Genomic DNA, 16634 nt, shown 5'->3' with positions numbered 1-16634 from the left:
CGCCTTCGGCTCCCTACGGTTTCCGCCGGGCGCATCTAAACGCCCCGCCCACCCCGGGCCCGCGCCACGCCGGGCTCAGAGCATCTGATGTTCACGGGCGCAGGGGCGAGCGGAGTTCTTGAGGTTCTTGCCTGCGATGGTGTGGGCGGGAATATCTTGCGGGGCCCGTCCCTGGCCGGCCGCGCGGGCGGCCTTTGGGGACTTACGCGGTGTCTTGCGTCGGGATGATGACGCTTCGCGTGTGGCTGCGGGGTTTCAGCCAGCTTTGCCGACTCAGCCCGCACCAAGGGAACGCCAAAATCGTCACTTCAACTCCGCCGCCCATCACCACTCCCCCCCCGGTGATGCAGGAGCCGTTAGCAAACCACTCGCCGCAAGCGCGCAAACGCACGCCGCCACGACGTCCCGCAACATGTATGCCGATCGTGGCCGCCCGCGCGGCCGCGATTCGGCGGGCCCCGCAAGACTCGCCCCTGACCACGGGTCTAGCAGCGCATCAAACCGGCACGTCGCAGCTCCTCGGTGCGGGCGGCAGGGGGGCGAGCAACCTCGATGCGCCCGAGGGAATCTGTAGGAACCGCCGAAGGCGGTGACGAAGATGACGACGGGGTAGTCCGGAGCGAAGGCTCCGGACCGCGATCGTGGGCGCTCGCCGCCCTGCCGCCCGCGCCGAGGAGCGGGTCAAGAACTCAAATGGCGCCAAGAACGCAGATGGCGCCAAGGACGCAGACGGCGCCAAAACCCAAGGCAGCGCCGAAACCTGCCCACCCTTGACAATCAAGCCTTACCCAACCACCCCAATCCCAATCGTCCCCATTTCCCCAATCCCTAAATACTTTCCCTCATTTGCACACCCCCCACTTCAGGTATATATTTCAAGCCTAAACTATCCAGACCTAAATATCTGCGGCTTCCGCTCCAGCAACAAAGAGCGACTGTCGCGTACTTGGAGCGTATACGGCAATGAACATAGTCTGCATCGGCGGCGGTCCCGCCGGCCTGTATTTCGGTCTGCTCATGAAACTGCAGAACCCCGCCAACGAAATTACCGTCATCGAGCGCAATCGCCCGTACGACACTTTCGGCTGGGGCGTGGTGTTCTCCGACGCCACCATGCAGAACCTGCGCGAGGCCGATCCGGTCTCGGCCCAGACCATTGGCGATGCGTTCAACCACTGGGATGACATCGACATCCATTTCAAGGGACGCAGCATCCGTTCCTCTGGCCACGGCTTCATCGGCATCGGCCGCAAGAAGCTGCTGAACATTTTGCAGGCGCGCTGCGAAGACGTTGGCGTGAAGCTCGTGTTCGAGAACTTCGTCCAGGACGACCAGGCCATCGCCCGTGAGTACGACGCCGACCTCGTCATCGCCTCCGACGGCATCAACAGCCAGGTCCGCACCCGCTACGCCGACACCTTCCATCCCGACATCGACCAGCGCCGCTGCCGTTTCGTGTGGCTGGGCACCAAGAAGGTGTTCGACGCTTTCACGTTCGCCTTCGTGCAGACCGAGCACGGCTGGTTCCAGGCGCATGCCTATCGCTATGAAGACGGCATGTCGACGTTCATCGTGGAGACGCCCGAGGAAACGTGGCAGGCCGCCGGCATCGAGCAGATGAGCCAGGAAGAGGGCATCGCCTATTGCGAAAAGCTGTTTGCGCCGTGGCTCGACGGCAATGCGTTGATCAGCAATGCGTCGCACCTGCGCGGTTCGGCCATCTGGATCCGTTTCCCGCGCGTCATCTGCAATACCTGGGTGCACTGGAACAAGCTGGACACGGCGCGCGGTGAGCGCCGCGTGCCGGTGGTGCTGATGGGCGACGCCGCGCACACCGCCCACTTCTCCATCGGCTCGGGCACCAAGCTGGCGCTGGAAGACGCCATCGAGCTGGCCCGCTGCCTGAGCGGCGCGGAAGGCAGCGTGGAAGCCGGCTTGCACCATTACGAAGAGGTGCGCAGCGTCGAAGTGCTGAAGATCCAGAACGCCGCCCGCAACTCCACCGAATGGTTCGAGAACGTCGAGCGCTACGCCGACCTGGAACCCGAGCAGTTCGCCTATTCGCTGCTGACCCGTTCGCAGCGCATTTCGCACGAGAACCTGCGCCTGCGTGATCCGGCGTGGCTTGAAGGTTTCGAGCGCTGGATCGCCGAGCGCGCCGGCGCCGCTACGCCCGAAGGCCGGCGTCCGGCCATTCCGATGCTGACGCCCTATCAGGCGCGCGGGGTGCGGCTGAAGAATCGCATCCTCGTGTCGCCGATGGCCATGTATTCGTGCACGGACGGCGTGCCGGGCGATTTCCACCTGGTTCACCTGGGCGCCCGCGCGATGGGTGGCGCGGGGCTGGTGATGGTGGAGATGACCTGCGTGTCGCCGGACGGCCGCATCACCCCGGGATGCCCGGGCCTGTGGAATGACGAGCAGCAGCAGGCGTTCGCCCGTATCGTGAACTTTGTGCACGGCAACAGCGATGCCCGCATCGGCATGCAGCTGGGCCATGCGGGCCGCAAGGGGTCCACGCAGCTTGGTTGGCAAAAGATCGACCATCCGCTGGCCGAAGGCAACTGGCCGCTGGTGTCGGCGTCGGCCCTGCCGTACATCGAAGGCGTGTCGCAGACGCCGCGCGCCATGACGCGCGCCGACATGGACCAGGTGTGCGACAACTTCGTGGGCGCCGCCCGCCGCGCCGCCGCCGCCGGTTTCGATTGGCTGGAGCTGCACTGCGCCCACGGCTACCTCCTGTCCAGTTTCATTTCGCCGCTGACCAACCGCCGCGAAGACGAGTACGGCGGCAGCCTGGAAAATCGCCTGCGCTTCCCGCTCGAGGTCTTCCACGCGGTGCGCGCCGTGTGGCCCGAGAACAAGCCCATGTCGGTGCGTATTTCCGCCAGCGACTGGGTGGAAGGCGGCATCACGCCGGATGACGCGGTCGAGATCGCGCGCCATTTCAAGGAAGCGGGCGCCGACATGATCGACTGCTCGTCGGGTCAGGTCAGCAAGGAAGAAAAGCCGGTGTACGGCCGCATGTTCCAGACGCCCTTCGCGGATCGCGTCCGCAACGAGGCCGGCATCCCCACGATCGCCGTGGGCGCGATCTTCGAAGCCGATCACGCGAACGGCATCATCGCCTCGGGCCGGGCCGACCTCTGCGCCCTTGCGCGTCCCCATTTGGCCGACGCCTCCTGGACGCTACGCGAAGCGGCGCGAGTGGGCTATGTTGATGTCTCGTGGCCCAGCCAGTATTTCGCCGGCAAACGCCAGCTTGAAACCAACTTCGAACGCGCCGCCGCGATGGCGCAACTGGATATCAAATGAATGCAATTGCGCTACCGCTCGCTGGTCGCCACGCGTTGGTGACGGGCGGCGCCCGCGGCATCGGCCTGGCCAGCGCGCGGGCGCTGCTGCAACGCGGCGCGCGCGTCACGTTGCTGGGTCGCGATGGCGGGGCCCTGGACGCGGCCGCCGACGAACTGGCCCGCCTGGGCCAGGTTCAGGCCGTCAGCGCGGACATTGCGGACGAAGCGTCGGTCCACGATGCCTTCACGCAGGCCGAGGCCGAGTTCGGTCCCGTGCTGGTGCTGGTGAACAACGCCGGGCAGGCGGTCAGCCAGCGCTTTGACCGCACCGACGCCGCGCTGTGGAACCAGATGCTGGCGGTCAACCTGACCGGCACCTTCCACTGCATCCAGGCCGCGCTGCCCGGCATGCTGCAGGAAAAATGGGGCCGCGTGATCAACGTGGCCAGCACCGCCGGCCTGATCGGCTATGGGTATGTAAGCGCCTACTGCGCCGCAAAGCACGGCGTGATCGGCCTGACGCGTTCGCTGGCGCTGGAAACCGCGCAGAAGGGCGTCACCGTCAACGCGGTATGCCCGGGCTACACCGAAACCGATATCGTGCGCGGCGCGGTGGCGAACATCGTCGAGAAGACCGGCATGACGCCGGAAGCCGCGCGGCTCAAGCTGGCCGAACGCAATCCGCAGGGCCGCCTGGTGCAGCCCGACGAAGTGGCCGAGACGGTTGCATGGCTGGCCCTGCCGGCGTCCGCGTCCATCAATGGCCAGGCGATCGCCGTAGACGGCGGCGAAGTGATGACCGGCTGAGGCCGGCGCCTATCCACCCCAGAATCCACGAACGGAGACACCATGAGCACCCAGCCCGAAGAGCACACCATGAAGCATCACAAGCGTCCCATCGCCGGCTATCAGGCGAAGACGTTCCTGTGGCAGGTGTCGGCAGACGGCAAGATCGGCACCATCACGCTGAACCGTCCCGAGCGCAAGAATCCGCTGACGTTCGATTCCTACGCCGAACTGCGCGATCTGTTCCGTTCGCTCGTGTACGCCACCGACGTCAAGGTGGTGGTGGTGACGGGCGCCGGCGGCAACTTCTGCTCGGGCGGCGACGTGCACGAGATCATCGGCCCGCTCACGAAGATGAGCATGCCGGAACTGCTGGACTTCACCCGCATGACGGGCGACCTCGTCAAGGCCATGCGCGCATGCCCGCAGCCCATCGTGGCGGCCGTTGACGGCGTCTGCGCCGGGGCGGGCGCAATGGTGGCGCTGGCGTCGGACATGCGTTTGGGCACGGCCGCCGCGCGCACCGCGTTCCTGTTTACCCGCGTGGGCCTTGCCGGCGCCGACATGGGCGCATGCACGCTGTTGCCGCGCATGATCGGCCAGGGGCGCGCCTCGGAACTGCTGTACACGGGCCGCGCGATGACGGCGGAAGAGGGCGCGAGCTGGGGTTTCTTCAACGCCCTGCACGAATCCGACAAGCTGCTGGACGCCGCCCAGACGCTGGCCGCTCAGCTTGCCGCCGGCCCGACCTTCGCACACGGCGTCACCAAGAAACTGCTGCACCAGGAATGGAACATGGGCGTGGACGAGGCCATCGAGGCCGAAGCCGAGGCGCAGGCCATCTGCATGCAGACGCGTGATTTCCATCGCGCCTACGAGGCCTTCGTGGCCAAGCAGAAACCCGTCTTCGAGGGGAATTGACCATGCGCGACGCAAGCTGGCTGGACTGGCCGTTCTTCGACGACTCGCACCGCAAGCTGGCGCACGACGTCGACGCCTGGTGCGAACAATCTTTGGGCGACGTGGACCACCACGACGCCGACGCGGCGTGCAAGAAGCTGGTGAAGGCCATGGGGCAGGCCGGATGGCTGCGCTACGCCGTGGCGGGTGGCCCCGGCGGAAGCTGGGGCGGCGCGTTGCCTGAAGTGGATTCCCGGGCGGTCTGCATCCTGCGCGAAACCTTTGCCCGCCATGAAGGCCTGGCTGACTTCGCCTTTGCGATGCAGGGCCTGGGCAGCGGCGCGATTTCGCTGATGGGCTCGGACGCGCTGCGCCAGCACTACCTGCCGCGCGTGGCGCGCGGCGAGGCCATCGCCGCCTTCGCGCTGTCCGAACCCGATGCGGGGTCGGATGTTGCCGCGCTGGCGTGCGAAGCGCGGCTGGACGGCGACCACTACGTGCTGAATGGCGCGAAGACCTGGATATCCAACGGCGGCATCGCCGACTTCTATTGCGTGTTCGCGCGCACAGGCGAAGCCCCGGGCGCGCGCGGCATCAGCGCGTTCGTGGTGGACGCCGACACGCCGGGGTTCGAGGTCTCTGAACGCATCGACCTGATCGCCCCGCATCCGCTCGCGACCATCACGTTCGACAACTGCCGCATTCCGGCCACGAACCGGCTGGGCGATGCCGGCCAGGGCTTCAAGCTGGCCATGATGACGCTGGACATCTTCCGCGCATCGGTGGCGGCGGCGGCGCTGGGGTTTGCGCGCCGCGCGCTGGACGAGGGATTGGCGCGCGCCAAGTCGCGCCGCATGTTCGGCCAGACGCTGGCCGACCTGCAACTGACGCAAGCCGCGCTGGGCGACATGGCCACGGCCATCGACGCGTCGGCGCTGCTGACGTATCGCGCCGCGTGGATGCGCGACGTGCAGAAGCTGCGCACGACGCGCGAAGCCGCCATGGCCAAGATGACGGCCACGGAGTCGGCGCAGACCGTGATCGACCGCGCGTTGCAGATGTTCGGCGGCGCGGGCGTGGTGTCGGGGATGCCGGTGGAGAAGCTTTACAGGGAAATCAGAGCGCTGCGTATCTACGAAGGCGCCACGGAAGTGCAGAAATTGATCATCGCCCGTGAACTGCTGAAGGCATAAAGGCGCCACCGAGCGCCTGCCTTTTCGCCAACGCAAACCGCACCGCACTAGCCAAGGGGAATTTTCATGGAAGTATCCGCCCACATCGACACTTTCACCCGGGACAATCTGCCCCCGGGCGAACAATGGCCAGAATTCTTGCTGGACGGCCCCGACGTGGCCTATCCGAAGCGTTTCAATTGCGCCGTGGAGTTGGTGGACGCCATGGTCGAACGTGGCCACGGCGACCGCGCGGCGCTGCGCTGGCGCCAGGATGGCAAGCCGGCCGCGATGACGTACCGCGAACTGGCCGCACTGACCAACCGCATCGCGCACGTGCTGACCGAGGACATGAAGCTGGTGCCGGGCAACCGCCTGCTGCTGCGCGGCCCGAACAACCCCATGATGGCCGCGTCCTGGCTGGCTGCGATCAAGGCGGGGCTGGTGACGGTGCCGACGATGCCGTTGCTGCGTTCGAAGGAACTGAAGCAGATCATCGAGAAGGCGCAGATCCAGGCGGTGCTTTGCGACGTCCGCCTGAAGGAAGAGGCGCAGTTCTGCGCGCAGCCGGACCACGAGAATCATTGCCCGGAACTGGCGCAGATCGTGTATTTCAATGACACGTCGCCTGATGCGCTGGATGCGCTGGCTGCCGGCAAGCCGGACACGTTCCAGGCCTGCGACACGGCGTCGGATGACGTGTGCCTGATCGCGTTCACCAGCGGCACGACGGGCTCGCCCAAGGGCTGCATGCATTTCCATCGCGACGTGCTGGCGATGTGCGATCTGTTTCCCAAGCATGTGATCAAGCCGGGTCCGGACGACGTTTTCTGCGGCACGCCGCCGCTGGCGTTTACGTTCGGCCTGGGCGGGCTGCTGTGTTTCCCGCTGCGCGTGGGCGCCAGCACGGTGCTGGCCGAGAAGCTGTCGCCGGAAAGCCTGCTGGAGCTGATCCAGGATTTTCGCGCCACGGTCGTGTTCACGGCGCCGACGTTCTACCGCCAGATGGCTGCGCTGGTGGGCAAGTTCGACCTGTCGTCGCTGAAGAAGAGCGTGTCGGCCGGCGAGGCCCTGCCGGACGCGACGCGCCAGCTCTGGAAGGACGCGTCGGGCATCGAGATGATCGATGGCATCGGCGGCACGGAGATGATCCACGTGTTTGTGTCCAGCCCGCCGGAAGAGGTTCGGCGCGGGGCAATCGGTCGCGTGGTGCCCGGCTATGTGGCGCAGATCGTGGACGATGAAATGAAGCCGGTGCCCAATGGCACGGTGGGCCGCCTGGCGATCAAGGGGCCGACGGGCTGCCGTTATCTGGCGGACGAGCGCCAGCGCCGTTTCGTGCAGGAAGGCTGGAATCTGCCGGGCGATACGTTTGTGCAGGACGACGACGGCTACCTGTTCTACCAGGCGCGCAATGACGACATGATCGTTTCGGCGGGCTACAACATCGCGGGCCCGGAGGTCGAGGACGCGCTGCTGCGCCACGAGGCCGTGGCGGAATGCGGTGTTGTGGGCGCTATGGACGACGAACGCGGTCAGCTGGTGAAGGCGTTCGTGGTGCTGAAGCCGGGCTTTGAGCCCAGCGCGGAGCTGGTCGCCGCGATGCAGGCGTTCGTGAAGTCGAGCATCGCGCCGTACAAGTATCCGCGGTCGATCGAGTTCGTGGATGCGTTGCCGCGCACGGAAACCGGCAAGCTGCAGCGCTTTGCGCTGCGCAAGATGGCATGAAGAAGCACTGAGGAAACATCATGGCAGCACCTTTCGTCAGCCAGGTAGAAGTCCGGTTCCGCCATTGCGATCCGGCGGGCATCGTGTTCTATCCGCGCTATTTCGAGATGATCAATGATTTTGTCGAGGAGTGGTTCGACAAGGGCATGGGGCTGCCGTTTCATGCCTTGCACGTGGACCGCCACATCGGCACGCCGATGGCGTCGGTGACGTGCGATTTCAGCGCGCCAAGCCGTTGGCACGAGAAGCTTAGGCAGACGCTGGAGGTGCAGCGCATCGGCGGCGCGTCGTTCAAGGCGCTGGTGCGTTTCGAGGGGCCGGACGGGCAGTTGCGGTTGTCGGCGACGCTGACAATCGTGACGGTGGATCTGCGGACGATGAAGTCGATGCCGATGCCCGCGGATCTGCGCGAGCGCATGCAGGATTATCTGGCGCCCGCTGCGTAAGCGGCGAGCGTCACCCTGAGGTTGTTTTATTAATCAATAGGATGAGACGTTATGAAGATTCTGCAACCGCCGGATTGGATGGCGCCCCGGGGCTATTCGAATGGCATCCTGACCGAGATGCAGGTGGGCAGCAAGCTGGTGTTCGTGGGCGGGCAGGTGGGCTGGAACGGGCAGCAGCAGTTCGAGTCTGACGATCTGGCGGACCAGGTGCGCCAGACGCTGTCGAACATTGTGGCGATCCTGGCCGAAGGCGGGGCGAAGCCGGAGCATATCGTTCGGATGACTTGGTATGTGACGGACAAGAATGAGTACGTGGCGGCTTATCCGGCGATCGGCAAGCACTACCGTGAGTTCATCGGGCGGCATTTTCCGGCGATGACGGCGGTGGAGGTGGCGGATCTGGTGGAGGATCGCGCGAAGGTGGAGATCGAGGTGACGGCGGTGGTGCCGGCGCTGTGATGGTTTTTTAGTTTTTACCGGGTATCGAGGGTTCGCCGCTCTGGCTGTCTGGCCGGCACCGGGTGGCGGGAGGGGCGGGCCTTCGATGCTTTGCCGGTGTTTTTTGAATGCGCCTGGGTTCTGGAGCGTAGGCTTTGGGATTCGGGCGCTTTTGTTTTGTCTTTGTTATTGAGTTGGCGATTGAGCCTGTTGACGATTGAGTTCTATTGACGCCTGGTGCGCCGGGGGCCTGGGATGCGCGGGGCTACGATTGCGGTCCGGAGCCTTCGCTCCGGACTTGCCTAGGCGGCCCCCCCCTTCGTCATCGTCGTTGTCGCCTGCGGCGACTGCCTTCCGATTCCTTCGGGCGCATCTACACGCCCCGCGCACCCCAGGCCCCCGGCGCACCAGGCTCGGCTGTTGACGGTTTCTCGGCCGTCGGGATGGGTGGGGTTCTTGAGGTTCTTGTCCGCGTCGGAGTGGGTAGGAATGTCTTGCGGGGCCCGCCCCGCGTCGGCCGCGCGGGCGGCCTTGCGGGGCTTACGTAGTGTCTTGCGGCGGGGCGGTGTTGGCCACCTCGACACGCGCGCGCTCACTCGACACGCGCGCGCTCACCCTCCCGTGCGCCGGGTCTCTCTTGGCAGTTCCCCGAACCGCTCGCGGTAGTACTCCGAGAAACGTCCCAAGTGTCCAAACCCCACGCTCAGCGCGACTTCGGTGACGCTGGCGTCCGGTTGCGCTTTCAGGCGGGTGCGTGCCGCGTCCAGCCGGAACGCGCGCAGCGCGTTCATGGGGGTGGTGTCGCGGTGTTCCTGGAAGAGGCGGGTGAGGGCGGTGGCGCTGGCGCCGGCGTGGCGGGCGATGTCGTTCAGGGTCAGGGGGGCGCCCAGGCGGTCGCGCATGTAGGACTCGGCGATGCTCAGGCGGCGCGGGATGGCGTCGCCCAGTTGGGTTTGCCAGGTGTTGGGCTGGTTGTAGAGCAGGTGCAGGACCAGGGTGTCTTCCAGGTGTTCCAGCCACGCGGCGGGTGGGCGGCGGGCGCCGTCGTCCAGGGTGGGGAGCAGGTGGATAAGGCTGGCCATCATGCTGCGCCAGGCGGCGCCGATGGGGGTGTCCAGGCGTAGCGCGGGGCTGAAGTCGAGGGGGCGGGTGGCGGCTTGGCCGAAGGCGCGCTGGCCCATGGCTTCGAGTTTGCCGCGCGGGATCTTGAGCAGCAGCTGCTCGCAGCCGGCTTCCCAGTGCAGCCGCAGGCGGCGGTTGGGGGCGATGACGGCGGCGCAGTCGGGGTCGGCGTTGACGCCTTCGTCGCCGCATTCGATGCGGGCGCGGCCGCGCAGGGGTACCTGCACCAGCATGAAGTCCTGGAGGCGGTCGGGTTCGATGTGGACTTCGGCGCCGTAGCGCAACGTACAGAGTGTGAGCGAGCCGAAGCGGCCTCGGTTCAGTTCCGCGTCGACACGGCCGCCTTTCCAGGTGAGGCGGTGATCCTTCAGGGCTTCCGACACGCGCGCGCGGGTCTCATCCTGTTGCGTGGAGCTGAAGACGCGCCGCTTTAGCAAGGGCGCCAGCTCGATTCGGGACCAGCCGTGCATGGATGCCTCCGGGACGGGACCGATCCCGTATCAGAGGGCAGACTAATTTAAACGGGCCGCATTGGGAATTAAGTGAATCCCGGATAAGGGTGGCGGTATTCGGATAGAGCCGGGAAGGGCTGGGGCCTAATCTTGCCTGCAGGCGAGGCGAATCCGCGCGCCTCTTGGAATGAGGGCGCCGCGGCGCGTAAGCTGGGCGGCTTGGATCGGCGGCATGCGTGTACCGACGGCAGACGGGTTCTGTCAGCTTTCCGCCAGCAGGGCTGGCGGCGATATCGGGGTGGCACATGAATCGAAATCTGTGGAGCCGGCGCGCGCTGGCGGCGTTGGTTTGCATGGCGGCGGCGACGGGCGCGTCGGCGGCCGATAAGGTCAAGGTGGGCCTGCTGACCACGTTGTCGGGGCCGGGTGCGGCGCTGGGCAACGAGATCCGCGATGGTTTCAATCTGGCGCTGCAACATACCGGGGGCAAGCTGGGCGGGGTGGCCGCGGAGGTGGTGGTGGCCGACGACCAGCAGAAGGCCGACACCGGACGCCAGGCGGTCGAGCGACTGCTCAAGCGTGACCGCGTGGACGTGATGACGGGCATTGTGTTTTCGAATGTGCTGCTGCCGGTGATGCCCGCGATCCTGCAATCGAACACGATTTATCTCAGCACGAATACGGGGCCGGAAAACTATGCCGGCGCGGGCTGTAATCCGAATTTCTTCGCGGTGGCCTGGCAGAACGAGGACATCCCGGCCGCCATGGGCAAGTACGCGGCCGACCAGGGGTACAAGCGCGTGGCGCTGATCGCGCCCGATTATCCGGGCGGGCGGGAGTCGCTGAACGGCTTCAAGCGTCTGTACAAGGGCGGGGTGGCGGAAGAGATCTACACCCAGCTCGGGCAGTTGGACTACGGCGTGGAAATCACGCAGTTGCGCGCCAGCAAGCCGGATGCGGTGTTCTTTTTCCTGCCAGGCGGCATGGGCGTGAATTTCATCAAGCAGTTCAATGGCGCGGGCCTGTCCAAGGACATCGCGCTGTTGGCGCCGGGGTTCTCGGGCGATGAAGACACGATCGCCGCGGTGGGGGCGCCGATCCAGGGCCTGCGCAATACGTCGCAGTGGGCGGTGGACCTGGACAATCCCGCGAACCGCAAGTTCGTGGAGGATTTCAAGAAGGCCTACAACCGCAGTCCGACGCTGTATGCGTCGCAGGGCTACGACGCCGCGATGCTGCTGGACAGCGCGGTGCGCCAGACGGGCGGCAAGCTGGACGCGGACGCGCTGCGTCCGGCATTGCGGCGCGCGGACTTCAAGTCGGTGCGCGGCGATTTCAGGTTCAACCGCAACCAGTATCCGGTCCAGAACTACTACCTGCGCGTCGTTGAGGCGGACGCGGGCGGAAAGCTGTCCAACAAGCTGTCCGGAACGGTTCTGACCCAATACCAGGATCCCTTCGCCGCTGCCTGCCAGATGAAGTAAGGCCGCCGGGATTCCGAACAAGGAGATACGCATGACTCAAGGCATTACGACGCGCGAGGTGACGGTCGCTTCGCACGATGGCAAGTCTTTCGGCGCCTATCTGGCTGTGCCGGCCTCGGGCCGCGGCCCGGGCCTGGTGCTGTGCCAGGAGATTTTCGGCGTCAACGATTTCATGCGCCGCAGCGCGCAGCTGCTGGCCGAGGAAGGGTACGTGGTGCTGGTGCCGGACCTGTTCTGGCGCCAGCAGCCGGGCATCCAGTTGACGGACGGCCCGGCGGACATGCCGCGCGCGTTCGAACTGTACAAAGGCTTCGACGTGGAGTTGGGCGTGAAGGACATCGCGTCGACGCTGGCGGCGTTGCGCAACTTGCCCGAACAGGAAGGCGGCGCCGGGGTGCTGGGCTATTGCCTGGGCGGCAAGCTGGCCTACCTGGCCGCCTGCCGCACGGATGCGGACGTGGCGGTGGGTTATTACGGCGTCGGCATCGAGGACAGCCTGGAAGAAGCCTCCGCGCTGCGCGGGCGGCTGGTGCTGCACATCGCCGAGCAGGACGGGTTCTGTCCGCCCGAGGCGCGCCAGCGCATCCTGGAGGCGCTGGGCGGCAAACCGGGCGTGGAGCTGTATGTCTATCCGGGCGTGGATCACGCGTTTGCGCGCACCGGCGGCGACCACTACGACAAGCCCTCGGCGCTGATGGCGCACCAACGCAGCATGGCCGCGCTGCAGCGCACGATCGGTCCGGAATTCGATTATTCGTATTTGTGGGACAAGCACTGCGAGTACGAATTCGGCACGCGCGACGTGGCCGCCACGATGGCGACGATGGTGGCGGAGCCTTACGTCAACCACATCCCGACCATGACGGGCGGCGTGGGCCACAAAGAGCTGTCGCGCTTCTACCAGCACCACTTCGTCAACAGCAATCCGCCGGACACGCGGCTGGTCCCGCTGTCGCGGACGGTGGGCGCGACGCAGATTGTCGATGAGCTGCTGTTCTGCTTCACCCACACCACCGAGGTCGACTGGATGCTGCCGGGCGTTGCGCCCACGGGGAAGTACGTGGAGATCCCGCTGGTGGCCATCGTCAAGTTCCGCGGCGACAAGCTCTATCACGAGCACATCTATTGGGACCAGGCCAGCGTGCTGGTGCAGGTGGGCCTGCTGGATCCCAAGGGGCTGCCCACGGCCGGTCGCGAGACCGCGGCCAAGCTGCTGGACGAGACCCTGCCTTCCAACACGCTGATGGCGCGCTGGAAAGACAGCGAGAACAAGTAGGAGACGACATGCCTTATACCGACGAGCAACTTGCGTCCCTGGTGCGCGGCGATAGCGTGCACCGGGACGTGTACACCGATCCGGCGATCTTCGATCTGGAGATGCAGCGGATCTACGGGCGCGCCTGGATCTATGTGGGCCACGAAAGCCAGGTGCCCAAGACGGGCGATTTCCACACCACCCGGCTGGGCGACCAGGACGTGCTGATGGTGCGGGCTTCGGACGGCCGGGTGCACGTGCTGTACAACCGCTGCCCGCACAAGGGCGCGAAGATCGTGGCCGACGGCGAGGGCTGTGTCGGCAAGTTCTTCCGTTGTCCGTATCACGCCTGGACCTTCAAGCTGGACGGCAGCCACCTGGGCGTGCCTCTGAAGCAGGGTCTGGAAGGCACGTCCTACGATCCCACGGATCCGGCGTTCTCCATGCGCCGCCTGGCGCGCGTGGAAAGCTACCGCGGCTTCGTGTTCGCCAGCCAGTCGAAGGACGGCCAGGCGCTGGAAGACTTCCTGGGCGGCGTGCGTTCGTCGATCGACAATCTGTGCGACCGGTCGCCGGTGGGCGAGGTCGAGGTGGCGGGCGGCGTTTTTCGGGTGATGCAACGGTCGAACTGGAAGGTGTTCTACGAGAACCTGCACGACACCATGCATGCGCGCGTCACGCATGAATCTTCCTATGCCGCCGCGCGGGACGAGGCCAAGGAGATCGGCGAGATGCCGCTTGAGCTGCACATCATGGACGGCAACGGCGAACCCTATGAATTCTGGGAAAAGCTGGAGCTGCGCGCCTATGACAACGGGCACGGCTACATGGAAGGCATCTTCAACCCGGGCGCCGCGGAACGCGATCCTGTTTCGCGCGCGCACTTCGAGACGCTGACGGGCGCCTACGGCGAGGACCGCGCCCGCGAGATCCTGGGCATGAACCGCCACAATACGGTGATCTACGGCAGCGGATCGCCTCACACGGTGTTCCAGCAGTTTCGGGTGATCCGTCCGGTGGCGGTGGACCGGACCCTGATCGAGATCCAGACGTTCCGCTGCAAGGGGGCGCCGGATGGCGTGTTCAAGCGCGCGATGCTGTATGCCAACGTGATCAATTCTCCGTCGTCCAACGTCATGCCGGACGACATCGAGCTCTACAACCGCTGCCAGGAAGGCAATGCGACGCGCGGCGGAGACTGGGTCAGCATGCATCGCTACCACGGCAACGACCGGACGGATGCCGACGGCATGGTGTCCGTCAACGGCACCAGCGAATTGCCCATGCGCAACCAGTTCCGCGCCTGGAAGGCATACATGGAAGCCGGCGCCGCGACGGACGCATCGGCGAAGGGAGACGGCGCATGCTGCTAGATCTTGATTTCGACGTGGGCACGGCGGACCTGTCGCCGGCCGAGGTGCCCGCGGATAGCTACCACCGCATCGCGCAGTTCCTCTACCGGGAGGCGCGGCTGCTGGACGAAAGGCGCTATGACGATTGGCAGGCGCTGTGGACGTCGGATGGCATGTACTGGATGCCACGCAAGGCGGGCCAGGAAAGTCCCTACGACCATATTTCGCTGTTCTGGGAGGACCGGATGCTGCGCGACGTGCGCATCCGGCGCCTGGAGCACCCGCGCAACTGGTCGCAGCAGCCGCCGACCCGCAGCGCGCGGATGGTGGGCGGCATCGAGATCGAAGGCGTGGATTCGGGCGGCAATCTTGTGGTGCATTCGGTGTTCCAGATGACGGAATGGCGCAAGCGCCAGCCGCGGCAGCTTGCCGGCCGCTATACGCACAAGCTGGCCGCGGAGGGCGACGGCTGGCGCATTCGCATGAAGCGGGTCGATCTCGTCAATTGCGACGACGTGCACGACGTTTTCGAGGTGTTCGTGTGAGCCACCCGGACGTGGCGGTGCTGGCGCTGCACTATCAGAACGATGTGCTGCATCCCGACGGCAAGATCCGCGTGGGGCTGGATGCGGATGGCGGTGCGCGCCAGCGCCTTTTGGACAATGCGGCCGCGCTGCTCGACGGAGCGCGTGCGCACGCGTTGCCGATCGTGCACGTGCGCATCGCGTTCCGGCCGGACTACGCCGATCTGCTGCCTAACTGCGCGATCTTTCGCAACGTGGCGACGATAGGCGCGGTGCCGGAAGGGCAGTGGGGCAGCGCGTTCTACGATGGACTGCAGCCGCTGGCGGGCAGCGCGCGCGAGTTCGTGGTGAAGCACACGCGCATCAGCGCCTTCTATGGCACGCCGCTGGAGGAGACGTTGCGTCTGCTGGGCGCGCGGCGGCTGGTGGTGGCGGGGGTGGCGACGCATTCGGTGGTGGAAGGCACGGTGCGGCATGCGGCGGACATCGGCTTTTCGGTGATGGTGGCGCAGGACGCCTGCGCTTCTGCCGACCCGGCGGTGCATGAAGCCTCGCTGGCCAGCATGCGGCTGATCGCGCAGACGGAGCCAGTGGCCGAGGCTTTGCGCTGGTCTGTGGCGCCAGACTGATCAAGGAGCTTTCATGGATTTTTCAGGCTTTCCCGGGCTGGCGGGCAAGACGGCCATCGTGACGGGCAGCACGCAGGGATTGGGCGCGGACATTGCGCGGGGATTCGTGGCAGCCGGTGCGAACGTGGTGCTGGTTGGGCGGAATGCGGACGCGGGCAGGGCGCTGGAAGATGCGCTGGGCGAACGGGCGCTGTATTGCGAGACGGACATTGGGCAGGACAGCCAGATTCAGGCGTGCGTCGATGCGGCGTTGGCGCGCTTTGGCCGTCTGGACATTCTGGTGAATAACGCGTGCCAGTATGCGGACCGGGGACTTGCGTCGACGCGGGAGGAGTGGCATCGGACGTTGGACACGAATCTGATTTCGGCGGCGATGTTTACGCAGATGGTGGCGCCACGGTTGCCGCGCGGGGGCGTGGTGGTGAACATGGGCAGCACGGGCGGCAAGTTCGGCGCGGCCGGGCGGGCGCTGTACCCGGCTTCGAAGGCGGCGCTGCTTCAGATTACGAAGAATTTTGCGGTGGAGCTGGCGCCGGCGGGCGTGCGGGTGCTGGCGGTGTCGCCGGCGTGGACGTGGTCGCCGTCGGTGGAGCAGTTGTCCGGGGGTTCGCGGCCGGCGGCGGATGCGGTGGGCGCGCATTTTCATCCGTTGGGTCGGGTGGGGTCTGGGGAGGAGATCGCCGCGGCCGTGTGCTTTGCGTGTTCGGATGCTGCGTCTTGGATGACGGGGGTGGATATTCCGGTGGACGGCGGGTTTTCGGTGCTGGGGCCGGATCGGGGGATTTCGCCGCGGGTGTGGTTCAAGGAGCTTGGGCCGGGCGCGGGGGGGTGAGTGTGAACGGATGTCTGGGACGTCGACGGTAGGTGTTTGAGGCCCTCAAGCGCTGGCGTTGAGATTCGTAGATGGTCTTCCCCGGTGGCTGGCACCAGACGTATTGCCAAGGCTCGGCTGGTGGAGGTCGGCGTTCTTTAGACGCCCGGCACGTCGGCAGCCTGGGGTGCGCGGGGCTACGATTGCGGTCCGGAGCCTTCGCTCCGGACTGCCCCTTC

General features: G+C 65.9%; 14 protein-coding genes. 13 read left to right on the top strand and 1 reads right to left on the bottom strand.

Going from position 1 to position 16634, the window contains the following annotated elements; all coding sequences use genetic code 11:
* Positions 1 to 963 precede the first annotated feature (963 nt).
* The 7 genes from RT614_RS29030 to RT614_RS29000 all read left to right on the top strand — a co-directional run bounded on the left by RT614_RS29030 (position 964) and on the right by RT614_RS29000 (position 8787).
* The gene (locus tag RT614_RS29030; RefSeq protein WP_313626052.1) at positions 964 to 3315 is read left to right on the top strand and encodes a bifunctional salicylyl-CoA 5-hydroxylase/oxidoreductase; all 2352 of its coding nucleotides are present in this window, start codon (positions 964 to 966) and stop codon (positions 3313 to 3315) included.
* Positions 3312 to 4103: an SDR family oxidoreductase gene (locus RT614_RS29025; protein WP_313626051.1), complete on the top strand. Its 792-nt coding sequence runs from the start codon at positions 3312 to 3314 to the stop codon at positions 4101 to 4103. Before RT614_RS29030 ends, RT614_RS29025 begins: the two co-directional genes overlap by 4 nt.
* Before the next feature lie 42 nt (positions 4104 to 4145).
* The gene (locus tag RT614_RS29020) at positions 4146 to 5003 is read left to right on the top strand and encodes an enoyl-CoA hydratase family protein (RefSeq protein ID WP_313626049.1); all 858 of its coding nucleotides are present in this window, start codon (positions 4146 to 4148) and stop codon (positions 5001 to 5003) included.
* A 2-nt stretch (positions 5004 to 5005) separates the two neighbouring features.
* A complete protein-coding gene (locus RT614_RS29015) occupies positions 5006 to 6175 on the top strand; it encodes an acyl-CoA dehydrogenase family protein (protein ID WP_313626047.1) in 1170 nt (389 codons plus the stop codon).
* 66 nt (positions 6176 to 6241) lie between these two features.
* The gene (locus RT614_RS29010; RefSeq protein WP_313626045.1) at positions 6242 to 7882 is read left to right on the top strand and encodes an AMP-binding protein; all 1641 of its coding nucleotides are present in this window, start codon (positions 6242 to 6244) and stop codon (positions 7880 to 7882) included.
* 20 nt (positions 7883 to 7902) lie between these two features.
* Positions 7903 to 8328 carry a thioesterase family protein gene (locus RT614_RS29005; protein ID WP_313626043.1) on the top strand — a complete coding sequence of 142 codons (426 nt, stop codon included), beginning with the start codon at positions 7903 to 7905 and terminating at the stop codon, positions 8326 to 8328.
* A gap of 51 nt (positions 8329 to 8379) precedes the next feature.
* A complete protein-coding gene (locus RT614_RS29000) occupies positions 8380 to 8787 on the top strand; it encodes a RidA family protein (RefSeq protein ID WP_313626041.1) in 408 nt (135 codons plus the stop codon).
* 590 nt (positions 8788 to 9377) lie between these two features.
* Here RT614_RS29000 and RT614_RS28995 read toward each other — a convergent pair.
* On the bottom strand, positions 9378 to 10358 hold the full coding sequence (locus RT614_RS28995) for an AraC family transcriptional regulator (protein WP_313626040.1): 981 nt from the start codon (positions 10356 to 10358) through the stop codon (positions 9378 to 9380).
* A 287-nt stretch (positions 10359 to 10645) separates the two neighbouring features.
* On the opposite strand from RT614_RS28995, the gene RT614_RS28990 reads away from it, so the two are divergent.
* The 6 genes from RT614_RS28990 to RT614_RS28965 are packed head-to-tail and all read left to right on the top strand — an operon-like array spanning position 10646 to position 16416.
* On the top strand, positions 10646 to 11824 hold the full coding sequence (locus RT614_RS28990) for an ABC transporter substrate-binding protein (protein WP_313626038.1): 1179 nt from the start codon (positions 10646 to 10648) through the stop codon (positions 11822 to 11824).
* Between the two features lie 31 nt (positions 11825 to 11855).
* Positions 11856 to 13100 carry a dienelactone hydrolase family protein gene (locus tag RT614_RS28985; RefSeq protein WP_313626036.1) on the top strand — a complete coding sequence of 415 codons (1245 nt, stop codon included), beginning with the start codon at positions 11856 to 11858 and terminating at the stop codon, positions 13098 to 13100.
* A gap of 8 nt (positions 13101 to 13108) precedes the next feature.
* Positions 13109 to 14452, top strand: coding sequence for an aromatic ring-hydroxylating dioxygenase subunit alpha (locus tag RT614_RS28980; protein ID WP_313626035.1), 1344 nt, complete (start codon positions 13109 to 13111; stop codon positions 14450 to 14452).
* Positions 14443 to 14976, top strand: coding sequence for an aromatic-ring-hydroxylating dioxygenase subunit beta (locus tag RT614_RS28975; protein ID WP_313626033.1), 534 nt, complete (start codon positions 14443 to 14445; stop codon positions 14974 to 14976). The genes RT614_RS28980 and RT614_RS28975 overlap by 10 nt, the downstream gene beginning before the upstream one ends.
* Positions 14973 to 15584 (top strand): isochorismatase family cysteine hydrolase, encoded by a 612-nt coding sequence (locus RT614_RS28970; RefSeq protein ID WP_313626031.1) that lies wholly within the window; start codon positions 14973 to 14975, stop codon positions 15582 to 15584. Before RT614_RS28975 ends, RT614_RS28970 begins: the two co-directional genes overlap by 4 nt.
* 13 nt (positions 15585 to 15597) lie before the next feature.
* Positions 15598 to 16416, top strand: a complete 819-nt coding sequence (locus RT614_RS28965; protein ID WP_313626029.1) for an SDR family oxidoreductase — start codon at positions 15598 to 15600, stop codon at positions 16414 to 16416.
* Positions 16417 to 16634: the final 218 nt, after the last annotated feature.

The sequence above is a fragment of the Achromobacter sp. genome (assembly GCF_032102605.1).
Classification (GTDB): Bacteria; Pseudomonadota; Gammaproteobacteria; order Burkholderiales; family Burkholderiaceae_B; genus Achromobacter.
Note: the sequence above shows the minus strand (reverse complement) of the source record. Positions and strands in the feature narration are given on the sequence as shown.